The sequence below is a fragment of the Rhizobium sp. NLR22b genome (assembly GCF_019685295.1).
Classification (GTDB): Bacteria; Pseudomonadota; Alphaproteobacteria; order Rhizobiales; family Rhizobiaceae; genus Rhizobium.
The window spans coordinates 443293-462179 of the sequence record NZ_JABDWM010000002.1 but is presented as its reverse complement, the minus strand read 5'-3'; the positions used below and the strand labels follow the sequence as shown (position 1 = coordinate 462179).

The window sequence follows — 18887 nt, the reverse complement described above, 5'->3', positions numbered from 1 at the left end:
GCCATGAAATTAATTTTCATAAACCGGCAGGCGGCTTTTGATTTTCATGCGGTCGACGACCGGATGCGGAAGCGCCGAATGGTTGCAACTGACGCCAATTTCGCCGGCAAGCTCACGCAGAACTCGCGAAATGTTGAAAAGTCGAGCACGCTGGCCTGTGTAGGATGGATGGGAACCGGAGGCCAGGAGGAGCCATCATGACCCGCATGACAGCCAAGGATTTCCCACAGGAACTGCTCGAACTCTATGATTACTACGCGCATGGGAGGATCACCAAGCGCGAGTTTCTCGACCGCGCCGGCAAATTCGCCGTCGGCGGCGTGACCGCGGCCGCCATCCTGGCGTCGCTGAGCCCGAATTATGCGTTGGCGACCCAGGTCGAGGCCACCGATCCGGATATCGCCGCCGAATACATCACCTACCCCTCGCCGAAAGGAAATGGCGATGTGCGCGGCTATCTCGTCCGCCCCAAAAACGCCACCGGCAAGGTCGCCGCCGTCGTGGTCGTGCACGAGAACCGGGGCCTCAACCCCTATATCGAGGATGTGGCGCGGCGCGTGGCGAAGGCCGGCTTCATCGCGCTGGCGCCCGACGGCCTCACTTCGGTCGGCGGTTATCCCGGCAATGACGAAAAGGGGCGGGAGCTCCAGCAGAAAGTCGATCCGGAAAAGCTGATGAACGACTTCTTCGCGGCGGTCGAGTTCCTGATGAAGGGTGACCTCACCACCGGCAAGGTCGGCATAACAGGCTTCTGCTACGGCGGCGGCGTGGCCAATGCCGCGGCGGTCGCCTATCCCGAACTGGCCGCAGCAGTGCCGTTCTACGGCCGGCAGCCGCGCGCCGAAGACGTGCCGAAGATCAAGGCGCCGCTGCTGCTCCACTATGCCGGGCTGGACACGGGCGTCAACGAAGGCTGGCCGGCCTATGAAGCGGCGCTGAAAGCCGCGGGAAAAACCTATGAGGCCTATATCTACCCCGACGTCAATCACGGCTTCCACAATGATACCACGCCGCGCTACGACGAGGCGGCGGCCAAGCTGGCCTGGCAGCGGACGGTCGACTGGTTTACCAAATACCTCGCTTGAGAATGCAGCGGCTTGGTGATCCGGCGGCGGGGAGGCGTTCCCGCCGCCGGGGTTATTTCGGAGCGCCGGCCCTGCGCCGTCCCCGACTGACCATCATTCCGCCTATGATGAGAACAATCCCGCCGGCATTCGCCCAGAAGGAGGCCGGCACGGCGCTGAGATAATCAAACGCCACCCCCGTGACCATCTGCCCGCCGATGATCAGCAGAGCCGAGTTGACTGCGCCGATCCGCGCAATCGCCCAACTGCCGGCCGCCACGAAGACAACGCCGAGCGGACCGCCGAGATAGGCATACCAGGGCGCCTCGGCAGCCCCCGCAGGAAGCAGGCCGCCGACGACGACACCGAGGCAGGTGAGGACGGCAAAGCCTATCGCGTGATTCCAGAAGGATGCGATCAGCGGCGTCGTCGAGATGCTCAGCCGCCCATTAAGCTGACGGCTGAGGCCGACGAGCACGCCGCCGAGGCAAGCGAGGAGAATGAAGAGCGTCATGCCGCGCCTCGCCCGAACAGGATGATCAGCGCCGCTCCCGCAACGACCAGGCCGAGCGCAACGATGTCGCGAGTATCGGGATGCCGCTTTTGCAGGCCGAACAGCCCCCAGCTGTCGGCCGCGACGCTGAAGACGACCTGGCCTGCCAGGCCGAGAGCCAAGGTGCCGGAGAGCCCGAGCGGTGAGTTGACCGCGGTCGAGGTCAGCATGACCGTTGCCGCGCCGGAAATGCCGCCGAAATAGGCCCATAAGGGCGCCTTCAAGATCTTTTCCTGCCTTGGCATTCGCCGCCGGTGAACCAGCAGGAGAAGAATGACGGCGGCGATGATGCCGGTGCCGTGAGCGGTCCAGGAAGAAAAAAGCGGATTTCCGTACCGTGCCAGCTCGCCATTGAGATGCACCATGAACGTCAGGAGCCCACCCGTGGCAAAAGCGCCGGCAAAGTAGATCGGATGCGGATTTCGTGCGGCGTCGATGGTCATTGGAGATCCCGTATGCGAATCGATTGCGGCGGATGTTTTTCAAATTGCCACTAAGGCCATTCATCGGCATCCTCAGCAAGACGTGTCGTCATAGCCTGACAGGCATGGAGGACGCGATGCTGCTCAAAGGCGAACGGACATTCCTGGTGCGGGATGCTGGCGGTTTTGTCGCGCACATCAATATGCCGGGATGGTTGAAGCCGAAGCCGACGGACCACGGCCATGGCCCTCTCGCCATGGTCGTCGAATCCATTCTCGACCCTGGCCGGCTGATCGCGATGCACGAGCACAGAAACGACGAGATCGTCTCCTGGGTGCCTGATGGCGTGATGCGTCACCAGAACCGAGCCACAGGCTGGCTGCTGATCGACCGCCATCATCTGATGGTGATGAATGCCGGGAAAGGCTTCTGGCACTCCGAGGAGACGCTGGTGACCGATCCGCCGCTGCGAATGGTGCAGATCCTCATTCGTCCGCGTGCGGTCGATCTGCAGCCCAAAATTCAATACGGCCCGATCCCCACGGTCGCGGCGAATGTCTGGCGACACCTGGTCGGCCCGGAAGGGGAGGGCGCGCCGTTTTATGTCCGCAGCGCTGTCGACATCTTCGACATCCGGCTGGAAGCGGGTGCGCGGTCGGAATTCCCGCGCAAGCAGGGCAGGGATCTCTACTTCTATGTCTTCCATGGCTCGATCACAGTTGATGGTCAGACCTTCATGGACGGCGAGCAGGGACTGCATCTGTCGGATGCCCGCCTCGACCTCGAGGCCAAGGATCCAGCCACGCTGATCGCGTTTCTCCTCTACGCAAACGCACCGGTCGCCAAGCAGGGGACCGTCGGCGACCACGAGAAGATACCGTCGGCCCTCGTCATCAGGGCGCTTCTGAAATGGAGGAAATTTCGGCAGATGTGGCGACGGTCCTCGTTAGGCGCGCTTCTGCGGCAACGGTGATTACCGCAAGTCGCTTCCGCTTTCGGCAATTGTGCGGTAGCCTGTCCGTTCGTTCACATCCAGCGGAGATTTTCGCTGGGAGCCCAGAGATGCCGAGGACGGGCGAAATTGCGATCGCCAGAGCTTCGGAACAGTGTCCGTCAGCCGTGATCCGGCTAAATGCGATTGTGAACGGAACAAGCATGCCTGCAATTGGGTTTCGAACCTTAGCGTTTAAAAGGAGGAGCATCATGCCTACGGTTGCCGCGACGCCCATCACTCCGCCCGATCAGCACGTTGTCACCGCACGCGAAGCCATCGAGCCGCTTTATGAGAAGCTCGAACTTCAAACGGAATCGCTGGTTCTTTCTGCAGCGCTCGAAGCAGGATGGTCTCCGGACGAGGCAACGGAAGCGCTGGCGGCGCTCAGACTGCAGGACGCGCTGTCCATCCTCGACGAACGATCCGGGCAATAAGTTGAAGAAGCGCGACAACCTCTCTCACGAGCCGGGCTACAACGTGCGCGTTCGCCCGAATGACCGCAACAGCAGATTAAGAGAGACGGCAACCTTGTCGATGTCGCGAACGTCCCGCGAATATCGACCGGTGTAGAGTTTTACAATCATGCTGTCGCGAGCAGAGCCGCTGAGTTCAAAATACAAGTGCAGGTAATAGGCTTGCTTGTCGCCGCCGCGACTTACGCTCCTTCGTCGTTGGGTGATCTGTCCGAGCTCCGCTTTGATCGGGGCGAAGCCAGAGAGTTTCAGCATCGCCGATTTGGATTGAAATCGGGCCAAGTCCGGGACTGCAACGACCGCCTTGTCGAGTGCGAGACTGACGACTTGGCCGGGGACATCGTTGACGATGGCGGGTTCATCGAGCTTGAACGCATGAAACAGGCGCCGGGGTTTCTCAAAGCAGATGAGTGACGCAATCAGCAGGACGACAATATTGATCCCTGACCACCATACCGCGACCGGCGAAAACTGGCCTTGTACATGCGACGTTTCCGGTACGATGTTGACCAGCAGACCAACCACGGTGATCGTGATCATGCTTGCGATCCAGGCGAAGCTGTAGCGGTCGAACTGGTTCGCCTCGTTGCCACTGCCCTTTGGCGTCACCCTGAAAGGCTTGCCAAATGGTCTCACCAGGCTGGAGACCACGGTCGGCAACATGCGGAATGTCGCAAAGGTACCGACGGCGCTGGAAACCACAGGCAGATAGCGCGTCGGCGTGATCCACAGCATGAGCAGAAAATACGCCGCCAGCAGCGGCACCTGATGAGATACATAATCGGCCATATCCGTGAAATAGAGCGGAAGCAGGCCGAACCAGAGATAGACGATGGGGACAAGCAATATAGTGAAGCGGACCAGATACTGCACCAGCCATGATGCCGGCAGGAACATGATCCGTTGAAAGAGCGTCAATCCCGGGCCGCGCAGCGGGCCATTATACAAGTACAGGGTTTGAATACCCCCCTGGCACCATCGTTCGCGCTGCACGAAATAACCGGTCAGGTTTTCGGCGGCCAGTCCCATCGATAGCCGCTCGTTCAGGTAGCGCGTCTTGTAGCCTTTGTTGAGCATCGAAAGAGTTGTCAGCAGGTCTTCTGTGATCGACTCCGTCGGAAAACCGCCGATTGCATCGACGGCCTGGCGGCGGGCAATCGAGCATGACCCGCAGCAGAAACTGACGTTCCAGGCATCTCGGCTGGGCGCGATCTCGTCAAAGAACAAACGCTGCTCGTCCGGCCAGATATTCTCCAGGCCCAGGTTTGATTGCACCGGATCGACATTGAAGAAATGTTGAGGTGTCTGGACGATACCGATGCTTTCGTCGGAAAAGAAGGGCAGGGTCCGGCGAAGGAAGTGTCGATAGGGAACAAAATCGGCATCGAAAATCGCGATAAACTCGCCCGAGCTGACCTTCAGCCCATTGTTCATATTGCCGGCTTTGGCATGGCTGTTGTCGCCGCGCGTGACGTGGATGACGTTCTTTTCTTCGCAATAGGTCTTCAGCCAATCCCGGCGTTGATCGTCAAGCACATACACATTCAATTTGTCCGCAGGATAATCCAGCGAGCGGGCGCCGATGATGGTTCGCTCGAGAACATCGAGCGGCTCGTTATAGGTGGGAATGAAAACATCGACTGTCGGCAGCTCACGCTTGTCGCGCGCAAAGAAAACACGACCCAATCTGTCGGTCTCCGCGCTCCGGTCGACATAGCGGCTCATCAATACCAGAAAAAGGATGACTTCGACGCAGGCGAGAACCTCGACGACAAAGAGGATCCAGACCCAGTAGAAACTCGCACCGTCGTTCGGATAGGGAAGCACCGTCTCGGTCAAGCGCCAGTACATGTATCGCAAGGCGAATGCTGCGACGAACGCGCAGGTCACCGCCCGTGTCCAGGTGTGATGCCGCGACCAATTGAACGGCCCCAGAAAGAAGAAGGCCATAACGAGAAAGGTCGGAACCAGCGCTAGAAGATACTGAACCACAGGCTTTTGACCCAGTTGGATACGTCGATGCCGTGCTTGGAAAACCGTACCTGCACTGTGCGCCCCACCTGGCAGGAGTTCGCAAAATCGTCGTTCATGAAAGATGGATCAAGGCGAACGCGAATGCGGGCATTACGCTCGGTCGACGGCGGTAAACTGGCGGCAAAGGAATCGGCCTCGACCGAAGCCGAACTGCCTCTGGCAGAAATGACGGTGCCTTGGAAGACATCGCTGCGGCCGAACAAGCGCACCTGCGCAACAAGCCCCGGATAGATCTCGTCATAATTGACCTCGGGAACAAGGATATCAACAAACAGCTCTCGACAGTCGAGGAGGCGCATCAACTCGTCGTTCAGCACCACGTTGGAACCGTCGACGATGCTCCTGGTCCAAATAACGCCGTCGAACGGCGCTATTGCGGTCGCGGATTCAAGGCTGCTGACGCGATCTGCCTCTTTGACCAGCTGCTTTTGAACTTCGGTGGCTCGTGTCTCATTTTCCGCGATGCGTGAGTTCAAGTCGTTGATGCGAACGACAACCTCGTCTTCACGCTGTCGCGAATAAGGCACGTCATTCTGTCCGTCGCCGAAGACAAAGATACCCTGGCGGACCGCATTGAGCCTTTGTTCCAATTGATCGACAGTCAAATTGCTGATTTCGACCTCGCCGCCAGTCGCAGCTCCGGCGGCCCGCGCGACCTCAACCAGCTTCTGCGTCAGAATGCCTTTTGACTCGAGCTCCATCCGGCGATTCAGGTCGACCTGCGCGACCAGATCCTGAGCTTGCGACACTTCGACTTTTTTCCGCAGGATTTCGACTTCGCGCTCGAGATTGGCAATGGTGGTCTGCCTGTAGATTTCCAATCTGGCAGACAATTCCTCGCGAAGTGCGGAGAGCTCCTCCCGCTCCTTTTTAAGTGCCGCGACGCGGTCGAGTGCCGTGTTGCGATCTGCCTCGAGCGAAGCGAGGATTGCACGATTGACGCGTGTATTTCGGATTTCTGCGAGGGGTTGCCCCGCCTTGACCGGGCTGCCGACCTTGAGGGGTTCTTCCGCAATCGTGCCGTCGATTGGGGCATTAACGACAGCAAACCGGGCATTGACTGTGCCATCAAGGCTCGTAAAGCCGGTAATCGTCGGCAATGACAGGACGGTCACGAGTGCCAGCAGCAACAGGCCGACGACGATGCGTGTGATGCGATGGTTCCAGATCATATTGTCATCCGAAGGTATCGCTCTGCAGCCATCCGTCGCTAGGGGACCCGGCGCAAACGGATGCAACTCATTATTGCATAAATTAGCGCATTGAGAATTAGTAGACAAGTGATGGTCGTAACCTGCGACAGAAACAATTCGGCTTTGGAGCAAATGCCGCCGACGGAGGCGTGGGCATATCGATGCGGTGGTCAACCATCCCGGCGCGGCGAACTGACGTGGTGGGGTATGGGGTGATGAAAATCGCCGCGCCGCGCCTGTAATGCCGACATCTCATTAAGACAGAGACGGCCTAATTCCACGCGATCAAAGAGCGGTTCAGCTTTTCACGGAAGCACAGAACCGCTCTACTCTTTTGTGTTTACGCAATTCCGGACCCTGTCATTTCCTGGAACTGCTTTAATTCGGTCGAAGCTTTTTGGTCGCGATCAGCATGACAAGATCTTCCGAGGCGTCTGCGAGCGTCAATGCCAACTCCGCAGCCGACCATCCACGTTTCTGCAAACTGACGAGCATTTCCACCATTGCGACTTCGACTTCTCGTCTGCAGCTCGAAATCGGCTTCAATTGGATTACGTTCTCATCGCATGCGGTAGTCATCTTAGCCTCCTCTGCCACATGAAGGGCAGCGTCAAAGAAATTCGACAATGGGTGGATATGATAGGGGTTGCGTGCAAGCCTCGAGCCTTTACGCATCGACACAGATGGCCTCGGTTGCGCGCAACCCCTCGCGCGCCATTATTTGCCGATGTCCGGCCTCAGGAGCGTCTCGCATGAATCGGCACGATGGGCGGTAGAATCTCTCCTGGCGCACCCTCAGGATGATTCCTGTTGCAAGCCAAGGCTTGCGCAAATCGCACACGACTATTTCCCCGATAGTTCACGACCTATCCTCCCATGTTCGCATCTTTTGTTTTGAATAAGTGTCTTTTTACGTTGACGGCGCTTCGACACTACATTGCACCGGCAGTTGAGTATTTTGGAAATTTCCGAACGTCCTTCGGAATTAACCATTGCTTATTTAGATATATGAACGGGACGCAATTGTCGTTATCGCCGCATCCAGAAAATTATCGGTCCGTCCATTTCTGCTCGCGGATGAATATGATAAGTAGCTTATGCACGTAGAGCTTTAGTCAATTCGTTTTTGTCGGATGGCTGCGCGGTTCAGCCGCGAAAACGATTGTTTGCTTCAGTTTGAACAGCCCGGATTGGCTCTTGCGCTGGAGGAATTGGATGGTTACGGAATCGGGAGATGACCCGGCTGCGGGACAGGAATGGCCGGCGCACCTGGAGCGGCGGCGCTGGCCGCGCGAACCGTCTTCCCAGAAAGAACATCGGGCGGACGTTCCACCGGCGCTGGCGCCCCTGCGATTTTCAACGCACGAACTGCCACCGAAAGAACAGTTCCAGGCTTGGCGATCACATGTGGCGCCCCTTATGAATGTTCATCTGCCGGACGAAAAATCGGAGGGCGACGGTTTCCTTGCGGAACAGACCGGCTGGCATCTCGGCGACATCCTCATCGTTCAGCAGCGCGCGCAGGCGTGCAGCTATATTCGCGATCAGGCGATGCTGCGATCGAGCCCAATCGATCACTGGAACCTCGGCGTGCTGCGCAGCGGCCGGGCCTGGACCGAGGCCGATCGGCATGTAACCGAGACCGGCCCGGGTGAGATATTTTTCAGGTCTCTTGGTTATCCGTACCGCGGGCGGATGACCGATTCAGTCGCTGTGCTCGTCTTCCTGCCCTATGAACTGTTGACCCGTGATGCCAGCCTTCTGCAGAACGCCAACAACACCGCCTTCTCCGGTAGCCTGGCTGAATTGCTGGTCAGCTATATCAACGGCCTGGAAGCCAATCTGAGCAGCTTGACGGTGGAGGAGGTGCCGCGGATCGTACGGACGATCGGCGATATGGTCGTTGCATGCGCCGCATCCTCCACCAGTTCGGACCGCGGTCACGAACAGACCAACATGGGGCTGATGGAGCGGGCGCATCGCTATATTCACCTCAATCTTCATTCAGATAGCTTGACGCCTGAGGTCATGTGCCGTGCGCTGGGGATCTCGCGGACGCGGCTCTACCAATTGTTCGAAACGAGCGGGGGCGTCTTCAACTACATTCGCAAACGTCGGTTGCTGCAGGCCTATGCGGAGCTTACCAACCCGACCGACACCAGGCCAATCTCGGAGATTGCCGAGACCGCCGGCTTCGACGTTGCAGCCAATTTCACCCGCGCGTTCAGCCATGAATTCGGGCTCAGCCCGCGTGAAGTCCGAAAGACCATAGCAACCGAGCACCCGGCCGTTCCAACAACACGCTCCATGCGACGTGTCGGGACAACGATCGGCGACTGGCTGACGCTCTGATGTGGGAAGGCACAAGAAGTAATTTTCTGGGTATTTCAACGAATTATGTGGCAGCGGTTGCCACACGTCTTCAAGTTCCATAACACAGATTACGCCGGATTCACCTGTAGCCGGGGTGGACTCAAGGATGAAGTGCGACTTGCGAGACGCACCTACTCCCAAATCGACATGGATGAACGTCGCAGGATCGTTCGCTGGCGAGCGGCCGGCGTGAGCGCCACCGTCATTGCCGAGAAGCTCGGCCGGCATCGCTCGACGATCTTCCGCGAGCTCAAGCGGAATACTTTTGAAGACCGCAGATGCCGGATCTGAGCGGCAACTAAAAGCTCGATGCGGCAGCGTGAGGCGTCGATCGCATAGTCTCAAAGCTAAAGCCAATGGTGCCACAACCCCGCCCCGATTCTGACCTTGCAACCCGGACCAGCCGCTCAGATCGGGGCTGGTCGTCGTGCCGCGTGGCAGCCGCGAGTGACATTTCTGCTTTGCGGCTCAGCGGACATTTCAACCTGAGCGCCACAGATTCTCCACCACCACCCCCACCATTCAGTGAGTGTCGCCAGATACTTTTGGACTTCGGTCACGCACTCTTGGACACCCACAATTTTGGATTTACGCACTCTCCTGCCCGAATGGCTGACCTCTCCGCCTGTGGCGATGCCGGAACGAACCGGCAGCGGATCGAACATCCGCTGCCGAAGATCGTTCGACGAGTGGTTTCCTTATTTTGCCGGGGCCTTGTAGGCAGATGCGATTTTGCCCGCCTTTTCTTGGGCGGCCTTGAATTCCGCACCCGTGTATGCTCGCACGGTTTTGATATTCGATACTGCTCCCGATGCGCCGACGACAAGAAGCGCGGGGATCAGGTCAACACCGTCGGGGAATTCTGCGATTACCATCCAGTCGGTTTCGCCGGTCGTGACGTAGAAAGAATGCTGTTTCCCGCCTGCTGCTTCCATGATGGTACGGGCCGCCGCTTCCCGGTCCGATGGATCGGCGATCATTCCCTTCGCTGCCGCGGCTGAATAGCACCCTGTGATTATGAACAGTGGCATAGGACATCCTCCTCAACAATCGGGCAGATCGGGCGATCTGCCGCATATTCAGTATCTCACATCCAGGCGTTCGCCGCGATTAGGTAAACCGGAGTAAGCCCCGGCGTAGGGCGCCCGGTCGTGCAAGAAGCTCAATGCCGCCTCTCATTCAAGGTAGGCAGCAGAGATTCTCCCGCCTAATGAGGGTTAAAGGCGACAGAGCTGCGCTCAACCAGCTTGCAAGAGACAACCCGACTGCCCGGATAAATCTTCTCGCCCGCTATCAAATCGTTCAGCCACTTCGCACCCTCTCTGCCGAGATCGTAGTATGGTAACGCTGCTGTGGTCAGCTCTGGCTTCAGCGCCGTCGTGACTGTCCGAAAATCGTCAAAGCCGACGATGCTGACGTCTTGTGGAATCCGCAATCCCAGCGCCATGGCGGCAATGTAGATCTGAATTGTCATTTCGTCGTTGCCGCTCATGATCGCGGTCGGACGGTCGTCTTGTTTGAGCATTTCGGTCGCTGCCGCAAAGACGTAGTTGTTTTCTGCCCCGACAGGCCCATCCATGCCGAGGCTGATAGAGAGGTCGTTCTCTGTGAGACCGAATTCGCTTGTCGTTCGGCGAAATGCCTCCAGGCGCAGTTCGGCTCCCAATAGGATCGGATTGAGCCGGATGTAACCGATTCTGCGATGACCCCGTTCAAGGAGATACCGGGTAAGATCTCGGGCCCCCTGATAATCATCGGGCTCGATAGACGGCAGGAGCTCCCTTGTTTGCGGCCGACAATTGATCATCACCGTCGGAATGCTGACATCGCCGGTCTCCGGATCCACAATGCGGCGGTACATGGTTACATACAGGACTCCATCAATGCGATGGGACTGGAACATTTTCCAGATTTCCACCTCTCTCTCGGAAGAACCACCGGTGTTGGCTATCAGGATGGTTTTCCCGTTCGCATTGGCCCAATCTTGAATTCCGCGGACAATATCGACCGAATAAGGCGTCGTGGAAACATAATCGGTGATAATCCCAAAGGTGTTGGAACGGCTGGATCGTATGAGGCGCGCCGCCATATTCGGGATGTAGCCGAGGTCGCGAATAGCCTTTTCCACCCTCTCCCGGGTTTCCTCAGTCACGTAGGGCTCGCCATTGATGACGCGAGAGACTGTTTTATTCGAAACCCCGGCCGCTTTCGCGACGCTGACGATGCTAACCATGTCCGCCAATTCTCCTGATGCGGGTCTGTTGTAAACTACACGCATGACAACGTCGACATATTTTTCTGACAACGTCGACAATTCCAATTGACAACGTCGTCATAGCGCGCCTATGGTCCAACAATGGAACAGCCTGAGGCAAGTGCTTCCGGCGGAACAAGGGAGGAATTCATGAAAAAACTGCTTGGCGCCAGCGCGCTCGCGCTCGTTTGCATAGCGGCCTCCGCCAAGGCCGAAACCATCAATATCCTCGTGGAAGGCGGCGGCGAAATGCTGCAGAAGGCAGCCGCAGAGAAGTTTACCGCCGAGACCGGTATCAAGGTGGACTTCACCGTCGTTCCCTATCAGGGCGTCTTCGACAAGTTTTCGGCCGAAATCGCCTCCGGCTCATCGGCGTTCGATGTGGTAACGATCGACGTCGTGTGGAACGCGAAATTTGCAAGCCATGTCGAAGACCTCGCGCCGCTCTTCACCGACGCGGTTCGCAAGGACCTGCCGCCTGCCTTGCTTGCCGACGCGAAGATCGGCGACAAACTGATCGGCATGCCTGCTTGGGCCAATGCCGAAATTGTTTTTTATCGCAAGGACCTTTTCGACAAGCCGGAAGAACAGAAAGCGTTCCAGGCAAAATATGGTTATCCCCTCGCCCCGCCGAAGACTTGGCAGCAATGGCGCGACATCGCAACATTCTTCACCCGAGACACCGATGGTGACGGCAAGACTGACTTTTGGGGCACCGACACCATCGGCAGCTTCTCCGAAGAGTGGATGGCGCATGTGCTTCAGGCGGGCTCGCCAGGTGTGATCCTCGACAAGGATGGGAAGGTGATCATCGACAACGAAGCGCATAGGAAGGCGCTCGAATTCTACATCGCGCCTCACTGCATCGATCATTCCGTGCCCGAAAACGTCAACGAGACTGGCTGGGGCGAAGCTCAGAACCTGTTCTATCAAGGCAAGACGGCGATGATGAAATTCTGGGCGCACGCCTACAAGATGACGCCCGCCGATTCCAAGGTCAGCGGAAAGGTCGGCGTCGCCCCAATGCTGGCCGGCGATGCAGGAATCGCGGCAATTCCGGGTCCTTGGTACAATGTCGTTCCGTCGACCTCCCAGCACAAGGACGCGGCCAAGAAGTTCATAGCCTTCGCCATCGCCAACAATGCGCTCGGTATCGAAGCGCCGCTTGGATTGGCTGCGACGAATTCGGCCTATAACGGCTATGCCAGCAAGCCCGGTTATGAGCATTTCACGCCGCTGCTTGAGACGTTGGGCGCTCCTGCGACGCAAGGCCGTCCGATGAATGAAAAATATCAGGAATTTGTCGACGAAGCGGTTCTGCCAGCCGTGCAGCAGGCCCTGACATGCAAAGCGGACGTCGGCAAGGTCCTGACGGACGCCAAGGAAACGATCGAAGACATCCTCGACTAGTCCCTCGGCGGCGAGGAGGACGGGTGGTCCTCCTCGCATCATCAGCTTTCGGAGAGCGCCATGTCGGGTGAAGACCGATTCGTGCTGTGCATGCTTGCGCCAGCCCTCGCCATCCTTGGCTTGCTGGTCGCATACCCGGTAGGGCTTTTGGTGTTCGATTCCTTTTTTAAGGTCGACACCATTACTCCCCACATACGAGAATGGATCGGGCTCAAGAACTATATCGACGCGCTAACCTCGAAGCGTGTCGCGGAAAGCGCATTCAGAACAATCCAGTATTCGATCTTTGCGCTGTTCTTCGAATTTACCTTCGGTTTCTGCGCCGCGCTGCTGTTCACGGCGCTCCCCGGTAAATCGCGCTGGCACCGCACGATCTTCACGCTGCCATTGATGGTGCCGCCAATCGTCGCCGGCCTCTTGTGGCGCTTTCTCCTGGTCGGGAACATCGGCATCTTGAACTACGGGCTCGTCCATCTGGGCGTCATCAGCGATCCCGATGCGATTGCCTGGTTGTCCGACGAAGATATCGTCATCTATTCCGTCTCTTTCGCCGATATCTGGCTGACGACATCCTTTGTCGCCCTCGTCTCCTATGCCGGATTGACAAACATTCCCAAAGACCTGCTCGAGGCGGCGCGGATCGACGGCGCGAACGCGTTCCAGCGCTTCTGGCATGTCACGCTGCCACTGATGCGCCCGGTGATCGCCGTCGTCGTCATCGTGCGTGGGGTGGATGCGGCCAAGACCTTCGACCTCATCTGGATTCAGACGCAGGGTGGCCCCAACCACGCTTCTGAAGTGTTTTCGATGAACATCTATCAGCGCATGATGCGCTTCGGCGATCTCGGCGAGGCCTCGGCCTCCGGCACGCTGTTTCTAATCGTCATGATGGTTCTGGCTGCTGCTGCCTATTGGAAGATATGGAGGCCGGTCCATGCGTAGTGCGCGCCGCTTCAATCTCAACGGCATGGTGATCAATGCCGCCGCGCTCGTCCTCGTCCTGTCCTATGCGCTGCCTTACGTATATCTGCTCATGACGTCGATCAAGCCGGCAGCGGATGTCCAGCAGATTCCGCCGAGCTTCTTTCCCGTGGTGATCTCTTTCGAGAATTTTCGCGATGTCCTGCAATCGTCGATCCTGCCGCGGGCCTTCGCAAGCTCGCTGATGGTGGCGGTGCTGACGACCATCCTTTCCCTCGCTGTGGCGGTTCCGGCCGCTTATGTCGCGACCCACTACCGGCGCCGGATCACCACCCTGTTCCTGCTTTTCGCGCTGGTCACGCGCATGGTGCCATCGGTGTCGCTCGGCGTGCCACTGTTCCAGCTTCTTAAGTCGCTCGGTCTGCTGGATACCGTTCCCGGTCTGGTGCTCGCCCACACATCAGCCGCGGTACCTCTTGCGCTTCTTCTCATGGCAGCCTTCTTCGAAGGCGTTCCGAAGGATCTGGAAGAAGCGGCGCGCATGGACGGCTGCACCCGTTTCCAGGCCTTTCTGAAGGTCATTCTTCCGATCATGACGGGCGGAATCGCCGTCACCGCGCTGTTTACCTTCATCACGAGTTGGAATGAGTTCCTCTACGCACTGCTGCTGACGTCAGAGGCGACCAAAACGGCACCGATCGTCATTGCTGAATACAACTCCGTCTATGGCCTTGCCTGGGGAGCGATGACGGCGGCGGCCGTGCTCTATTCACTGCCCGTCATCATCGTAACGCTCGCACTTCAAAAGCAGATCGTCGGCGGCCTGACTTTCGGCGCTGTAAAAGGATGAGGGAGGCTAAGACATGGCCGATATAGAACTGCGCAACGTCAACAAGATCTACGGCAACAGCTTTCATGCGCTACACGACCTGAGTTTCAACATCAGGGATGGTGAGTTCATGGTGTTTGTCGGTCCCTCGGGTTGTGGGAAATCGACGGCGCTTCGGATGATCGCCGGCCTTGAGAGCATTTCGAGCGGCGAACTCAGGATCGGGGACAGGGTCGTCAACGATGTCGATCCCAAAGATCGCGACATCGCCATGGTCTTTCAATCTTACGCGCTGTACCCGCACAAGACCGTGCGCGAAAACATCGCCTTTCCCTTGCTAATGGCGGGGTTGCCGAAATCCGACATTGCCAGCCGCGTGGATGAGGCCGCGCGCATCCTCGAGCTGACGGCTCTGCTCGACCGCAAACCGGCGCTGCTCTCGGGCGGCCAGCGGCAGCGCGTCGCCATGGGTCGGGCGATCGTCCGCCAGCCGTCCGCCTTCCTGATGGATGAACCGTTGTCCAATCTCGATGCAAAACTGCGTGTGCAGATGCGCGCCGAGATTGCCAGCCTCCAGAGAAAACTCAACGTCACCACGATCTACGTCACTCACGATCAGGTCGAGGCAATGACGATGGGGGACCGTGTCGCTGACACTCCCCAGAACCTGTACAGTCGCCCCGACAACGTCTTTGTTGCGGCCTTTATCGGATCGCCCTCGATGAACTTGTACGAGGCCGTTCTGAATGGAAGGACGGTGATCCTGGGCAGCAACAGTTTCGAAATTCCTGACCGGGTTTTCGAATGCCGTCCCTCGCTCAACGGTGCGTCTCACCGTCAAATCCTCCTCGGCATCCGGCCGGAGCACATGAATGACGCTTCAATCCGGCCTTCTTCGGCCGAGATCTCGGCCCCGGTCACTCTTGTTGAGGCGCTGGGTTCTGAATCCATGGTGCATCTGAATATCGATGCACCATGGGTGGACGCTGGCGACCCGGACGCCATCGTCGACATCGGCGACGAAAAAGCTGCGGTAGCCCGCTTTTCTCCAAAGAGCACAGTGCGAGCAGGTGACATCGCGCGCATCGCTGTCGATGCCGAAGAACTTCACTTCTTTGACCCGGGCACCCGCACCAGCATCTGGTGAAGGCACAGCCAAAAGAAAACAAGATTAACCCTCGCTGTCCGAGGAGACATGACAATGGTTAGCGAAAACTGTTACGACGTCACGAAGTATCCAACAGGCAATCCTCGGGAGGATATTGGCGCCGTCATCAATAACATCATTGCAGATATCAAGAACAGGCAAGCGGTTGTCGATGTAAATGACGGCGGAAAACCTGGATCGGTTATCTACATACCACCAGGCGATTATCGTCTCGTCACTCAAGTCGTTATAGACGTGAGCTATCTGAAAATCGTTGGCTCTGGTCATGGTTTTACGTCGTCAAGCATCCGCTTCAACACACCCGCAGGCGAGTTGGCCCACTGGCACGAGGTGTGGCCGGGCGGAAGTCGAATCCTTGTGGACATTTCTCCAGAGGCCGCAGACGGTGAGGCTGCTGGTGCCGCGTTTTATGTCAAGCGCAACGGAAATCCTCGTATAAGCTCTGTGGAGTTTGCCGACTTTTGCATCGATGGCTTGCACTTCATCGATGATGGTTTGGGGCAAGACGACGCAGAAAACACATACAGAAATGGCAAAACGGGAATCTATGTGGGCAGCGCCAATGACTCATTCCGAATAACCGGGATGGGCCTTATCTACCTGGAACATGGAGTTACTGTTCATGATGCAGATGCGCTCGCGATAGACAACAATTTCATCGCAGAGTGCGGCAACTGTATCGAACTGAAAGGTATGGGGCAGGCCTCGAGAATAGCAAATAATTTCGTCGGCGCGGGATATAGGGGGCACTCGATTTACGCCGAGAATTACGCCGGCATTCTGGTGTCCTCAAACAACGTATTTCCTCGAGGAGCAAGCAGTGTCCATTTCTCCGGAGTGGTGCGTTCCTCGGTCACGGGAAACAGGTTCCATTCCTTTTATCCCGGAATGTTGGTTCTTGCTGCTAACTGCTGCGAGAATTTGGTCTCGTCAAATCATTTTCTGCGAGATCGCGAGCCATGGGCGCCGATGCAGAAGTACGACAATGGCTTGGATGATCTGTTTGGACTTCTGCAGATTGACGGCAGCAACAATTCGCTGATCGCGAACCATATTTCGCACACCGTTGACACTCAATATATCAAGCCTCCCGCAGCAAAACCTGTCATAATCAATGTAGTTTCCGGCAGTGGAAACTACATAGCCAACAACCACATTGTGGCCACCACCGAAATAGCTCAAAAAGACGGGAGCGACACGCCAAACAGCGCCTGTTTTTCAACACAAGTGAGCGCATTGCTTTCAATCGGGAATTCGACTTTGCTCGACGTAACGACTGTGCTGGTGCAAAAGGCCTCCGTGGGGAATACGGTCCTGGACTCCGGAAATGTCGAACAAGTGGTGATGGACCGAGCGGTCAATGCATTCAGGGGCACTCCGGTTCCTGGGCAATAGACCGCAGCCGCCAGGCCTCTCCCGCCGGTCGTGGGACCACAAGTCCTCTTCCCGAGAAAACTTGGGCCAGTCTTCGGACCGGCCGTTCTTCACTCAGATTGCGTCTCCAAATGGCTAAAGCGACTGTCTCTTTTGCTTCGGGCGAGCGTTTGGAATTCTGGGCAGTTGGTCCCGGGGCCGTCACCATTTCACAATATGGTGAGACCCTCTGGAGTGTGCCCGCTTTCGAAGCTCATCCATCATACTATTCCTATCACCACCGCGAGGCCGGCAGCGTTGTCGTTGAATGGGATCGGCCGGAAGCATTCCTTTGGGCCTACTCCTACGATCCGGCAACCGTTGCGGAGGCCGGCATAAAGCTATGGGAATTCAGCACGGATGAGATTCTAATTCGCGCAGGAAAGGAAATTGGCACATGGCTGCGAAGCGATCCTCAGCGGCCTCGAATTCATTTTTCTCCTTGTCGCAACTGGATGAACGATCCCGTGGGTCTCTGCAGGATGGGCGACTGCTGGCACCTGTTTTATCAATTTCATCCATGCGGCGGCGACTGGGGGCCAATGCACTGGGGACATGCTACCAGCCCTGACCTGTTCAACTGGACACACATGCCGGTTTTCCTCCATCCGGAGCAGAACCTCTGGCGTCTCGGTGCAACCGGAGGCGCATTCTCCGGCAATGCATTTGAGGATAGGGATGGCAGGCTGATGTTCTTCTATACGGAGCGCCTGCCCGCCTATGACCTTTTCAAAGGTTATCGAGAAATACAGAAGATCGCCCGGCCGGACCGGCGGATGATCAAGGCGGCGAGCATCTCGACCGTGCTCGAGCAGCGCCCCGAAGGAGTCGAGCACGACTTCCGCGATCCAAAGGTGTGGTGGGATGAAGCCGCCGGCGCTTATCGCATGGTGCTCGGCGCTTCTATTCATGGCGACCCGGCAGTTTTGCTTTACGGTTCGGAGGATCTGCGTGAGTGGAAATACCTGGGACCGCTGTTCCGTGCACCGCCCTTCTTCCGTGAGCAGGGCGCCAGAGCAGTTGAATGCCCCGACTTTTTCCCCATCGACGGCAAATGGGTGCTGATCATGGGACTTGTCGGACACTGTGATCCAGGCAGCGGCCGACACAACCTGCTTTATGGGCTCGTCGGAGATTTCGTCGATGACCGCTTCATTCCGGACTCCGATGCGCTGCAACTCCTCGACTTCGGTAGCGACTATTATGCGATGCAGAGCTTCGCGACGGATGGCAGGCAGATTGCCTTTGCGTGGTTGTTCAATTGGGAGTTCCGCAAGCCTGCCGGGTCGCCGTATTCCGGCGAGTTGTCCTTACCTCGCCAGCTGTCGCTGGATGCGCGCAACAGGATATGCATGAGACCCGCTGACGAAGTGGAGGAGGCCCTCACTCATGCGCCTCTGTCTTCCGCAGAGCCCGGCAGATACGTTCTGGACGACGCGTCGATCGATATCCGATTGAACGGGACGCTCGACGGAACAAGGATCACCGCAACCGAAGCCGGACAATTGTCATTTTCCATCGTCGTGGAAGATCAAAGTATCTCCGTGCAGCTGCCACAAGACGACGGATCGATCCGTTACGCCGCGGCGATTGCCGGTGCGACGGATCTGAGAGTCATCCACGACAAGGGCATCGTAGAGATTTTTGCTGACGGAGGAGCCGTCTGCGGCACGCGGCGCAACTATCTCAACGTCAGACCGGACGATCTTGTTATCCTGTCAAAGGCACATGTGAGCGTTTTCAGCGGGGGGTAATCGCATCGTGCTGAAGGCGCTCCAAGCGGCC

Annotated in this window: 18 protein-coding genes and 1 pseudogene; 12 read left to right on the top strand and 7 right to left on the bottom strand. The window is 57.5% G+C overall.

Annotation, left to right across the window (positions count from 1 at the left end; all coding sequences use genetic code 11):
- Nucleotides 1–3 precede the first annotated feature (3 nt).
- Together HJC00_RS05890 and yghX are read left to right on the top strand one after the other, a co-directional pair.
- Complete coding sequence (locus HJC00_RS05890) at nt 4–201, top strand: hypothetical protein (RefSeq protein ID WP_221163749.1); 198 nt, start codon at nt 4–6, stop codon at nt 199–201.
- Nucleotides 198–1085, top strand: a complete 888-nt coding sequence (gene yghX, locus HJC00_RS05885; RefSeq protein ID WP_210632389.1) for a YghX family hydrolase — start codon at nt 198–200, stop codon at nt 1083–1085. The genes HJC00_RS05890 and yghX overlap by 4 nt, the downstream gene beginning before the upstream one ends.
- 52 nt (nt 1086–1137) lie before the next feature.
- Here the strand turns inward: yghX and HJC00_RS05880 are convergent, their stop codons facing one another.
- Together HJC00_RS05880 and HJC00_RS05875 are read right to left on the bottom strand one after the other, a co-directional pair.
- On the bottom strand, nt 1138–1578 hold the full coding sequence (locus HJC00_RS05880; RefSeq protein ID WP_210632388.1) for a DMT family transporter: 441 nt from the start codon (nt 1576–1578) through the stop codon (nt 1138–1140).
- A complete protein-coding gene (locus HJC00_RS05875; protein ID WP_210632387.1) occupies nt 1575–2060 on the bottom strand; it encodes a DMT family transporter in 486 nt (161 codons plus the stop codon). The genes HJC00_RS05880 and HJC00_RS05875 overlap by 4 nt, the downstream gene beginning before the upstream one ends.
- A 116-nt stretch (nt 2061–2176) precedes the next feature.
- On the opposite strand from HJC00_RS05875, the gene HJC00_RS05870 reads away from it, so the two are divergent.
- The gene (locus HJC00_RS05870; protein ID WP_210632386.1) at nt 2177–3013 is read left to right on the top strand and encodes a pirin family protein; all 837 of its coding nucleotides are present in this window, start codon (nt 2177–2179) and stop codon (nt 3011–3013) included.
- A gap of 230 nt (nt 3014–3243) precedes the next feature.
- On the top strand, nt 3244–3468 hold the full coding sequence (locus HJC00_RS05865) for a hypothetical protein (RefSeq protein WP_064695708.1): 225 nt from the start codon (nt 3244–3246) through the stop codon (nt 3466–3468).
- Between the two features lie 36 nt (nt 3469–3504).
- On the opposite strand, the gene HJC00_RS05860 is transcribed toward HJC00_RS05865, so the two are convergent.
- The 3 genes from HJC00_RS05860 to HJC00_RS32965 all read right to left on the bottom strand — a co-directional run bounded on the left by HJC00_RS05860 (nt 3505) and on the right by HJC00_RS32965 (nt 7313).
- Complete coding sequence (locus tag HJC00_RS05860; RefSeq protein ID WP_221163748.1) at nt 3505–5499, bottom strand: glycosyltransferase; 1995 nt, start codon at nt 5497–5499, stop codon at nt 3505–3507.
- On the bottom strand, nt 5481–6713 hold the full coding sequence (locus tag HJC00_RS05855) for an HlyD family secretion protein (protein WP_210632384.1): 1233 nt from the start codon (nt 6711–6713) through the stop codon (nt 5481–5483). Before HJC00_RS05855 ends, HJC00_RS05860 begins: the two co-directional genes overlap by 19 nt.
- Nucleotides 6714–7112: 399 nt before the next feature.
- Entirely contained in the window at nt 7113–7313 is a 201-nt protein-coding gene (locus HJC00_RS32965; protein ID WP_184458619.1) for a hypothetical protein, read from the bottom strand.
- A 636-nt stretch (nt 7314–7949) separates the two neighbouring features.
- On the opposite strand from HJC00_RS32965, the gene HJC00_RS05850 reads away from it, so the two are divergent.
- Both HJC00_RS05850 and HJC00_RS05845 read left to right on the top strand, forming a co-directional pair.
- Complete coding sequence (locus tag HJC00_RS05850; protein WP_221153384.1) at nt 7950–9086, top strand: AraC family transcriptional regulator; 1137 nt, start codon at nt 7950–7952, stop codon at nt 9084–9086.
- A 168-nt stretch (nt 9087–9254) separates the two neighbouring features.
- Nucleotides 9255–9403 (top strand): annotated as a pseudogene (locus HJC00_RS05845) (helix-turn-helix domain-containing protein); the annotation flags it as partial.
- A gap of 402 nt (nt 9404–9805) precedes the next feature.
- Here HJC00_RS05845 and HJC00_RS05840 read toward each other — a convergent pair.
- Both HJC00_RS05840 and HJC00_RS05835 read right to left on the bottom strand, forming a co-directional pair.
- The gene (locus tag HJC00_RS05840) at nt 9806–10138 is read right to left on the bottom strand and encodes a GYD domain-containing protein (protein ID WP_210632382.1); all 333 of its coding nucleotides are present in this window, start codon (nt 10136–10138) and stop codon (nt 9806–9808) included.
- A 176-nt stretch (nt 10139–10314) separates the two neighbouring features.
- Nucleotides 10315–11340, bottom strand: a complete 1026-nt coding sequence (locus tag HJC00_RS05835) for a LacI family DNA-binding transcriptional regulator (protein WP_221163747.1) — start codon at nt 11338–11340, stop codon at nt 10315–10317.
- A gap of 171 nt (nt 11341–11511) precedes the next feature.
- On the opposite strand from HJC00_RS05835, the gene HJC00_RS05830 reads away from it, so the two are divergent.
- The 6 genes from HJC00_RS05830 (at nt 11512) to HJC00_RS05805 (ending at nt 18856) form a co-directional block, all read left to right on the top strand.
- Nucleotides 11512–12771, top strand: a complete 1260-nt coding sequence (locus HJC00_RS05830) for a sugar ABC transporter substrate-binding protein (RefSeq protein ID WP_221153383.1) — start codon at nt 11512–11514, stop codon at nt 12769–12771.
- Nucleotides 12772–12831: 60 nt separating this feature from the next.
- Complete coding sequence (locus tag HJC00_RS05825) at nt 12832–13713, top strand: carbohydrate ABC transporter permease (protein ID WP_210632379.1); 882 nt, start codon at nt 12832–12834, stop codon at nt 13711–13713.
- A complete protein-coding gene (locus tag HJC00_RS05820) occupies nt 13706–14542 on the top strand; it encodes a carbohydrate ABC transporter permease (RefSeq protein WP_210632378.1) in 837 nt (278 codons plus the stop codon). Before HJC00_RS05825 ends, HJC00_RS05820 begins: the two co-directional genes overlap by 8 nt.
- Before the next feature lie 13 nt (nt 14543–14555).
- Nucleotides 14556–15668, top strand: coding sequence for an ABC transporter ATP-binding protein (locus HJC00_RS05815; protein ID WP_221163746.1), 1113 nt, complete (start codon nt 14556–14558; stop codon nt 15666–15668).
- Between the two features lie 54 nt (nt 15669–15722).
- Nucleotides 15723–17084 carry a NosD domain-containing protein gene (locus HJC00_RS05810; RefSeq protein WP_210632376.1) on the top strand — a complete coding sequence of 454 codons (1362 nt, stop codon included), beginning with the start codon at nt 15723–15725 and terminating at the stop codon, nt 17082–17084.
- Between the two features lie 110 nt (nt 17085–17194).
- Nucleotides 17195–18856: a GH32 C-terminal domain-containing protein gene (locus tag HJC00_RS05805; protein WP_221145139.1), complete on the top strand. Its 1662-nt coding sequence runs from the start codon at nt 17195–17197 to the stop codon at nt 18854–18856.
- Nucleotides 18857–18887: the final 31 nt, after the last annotated feature.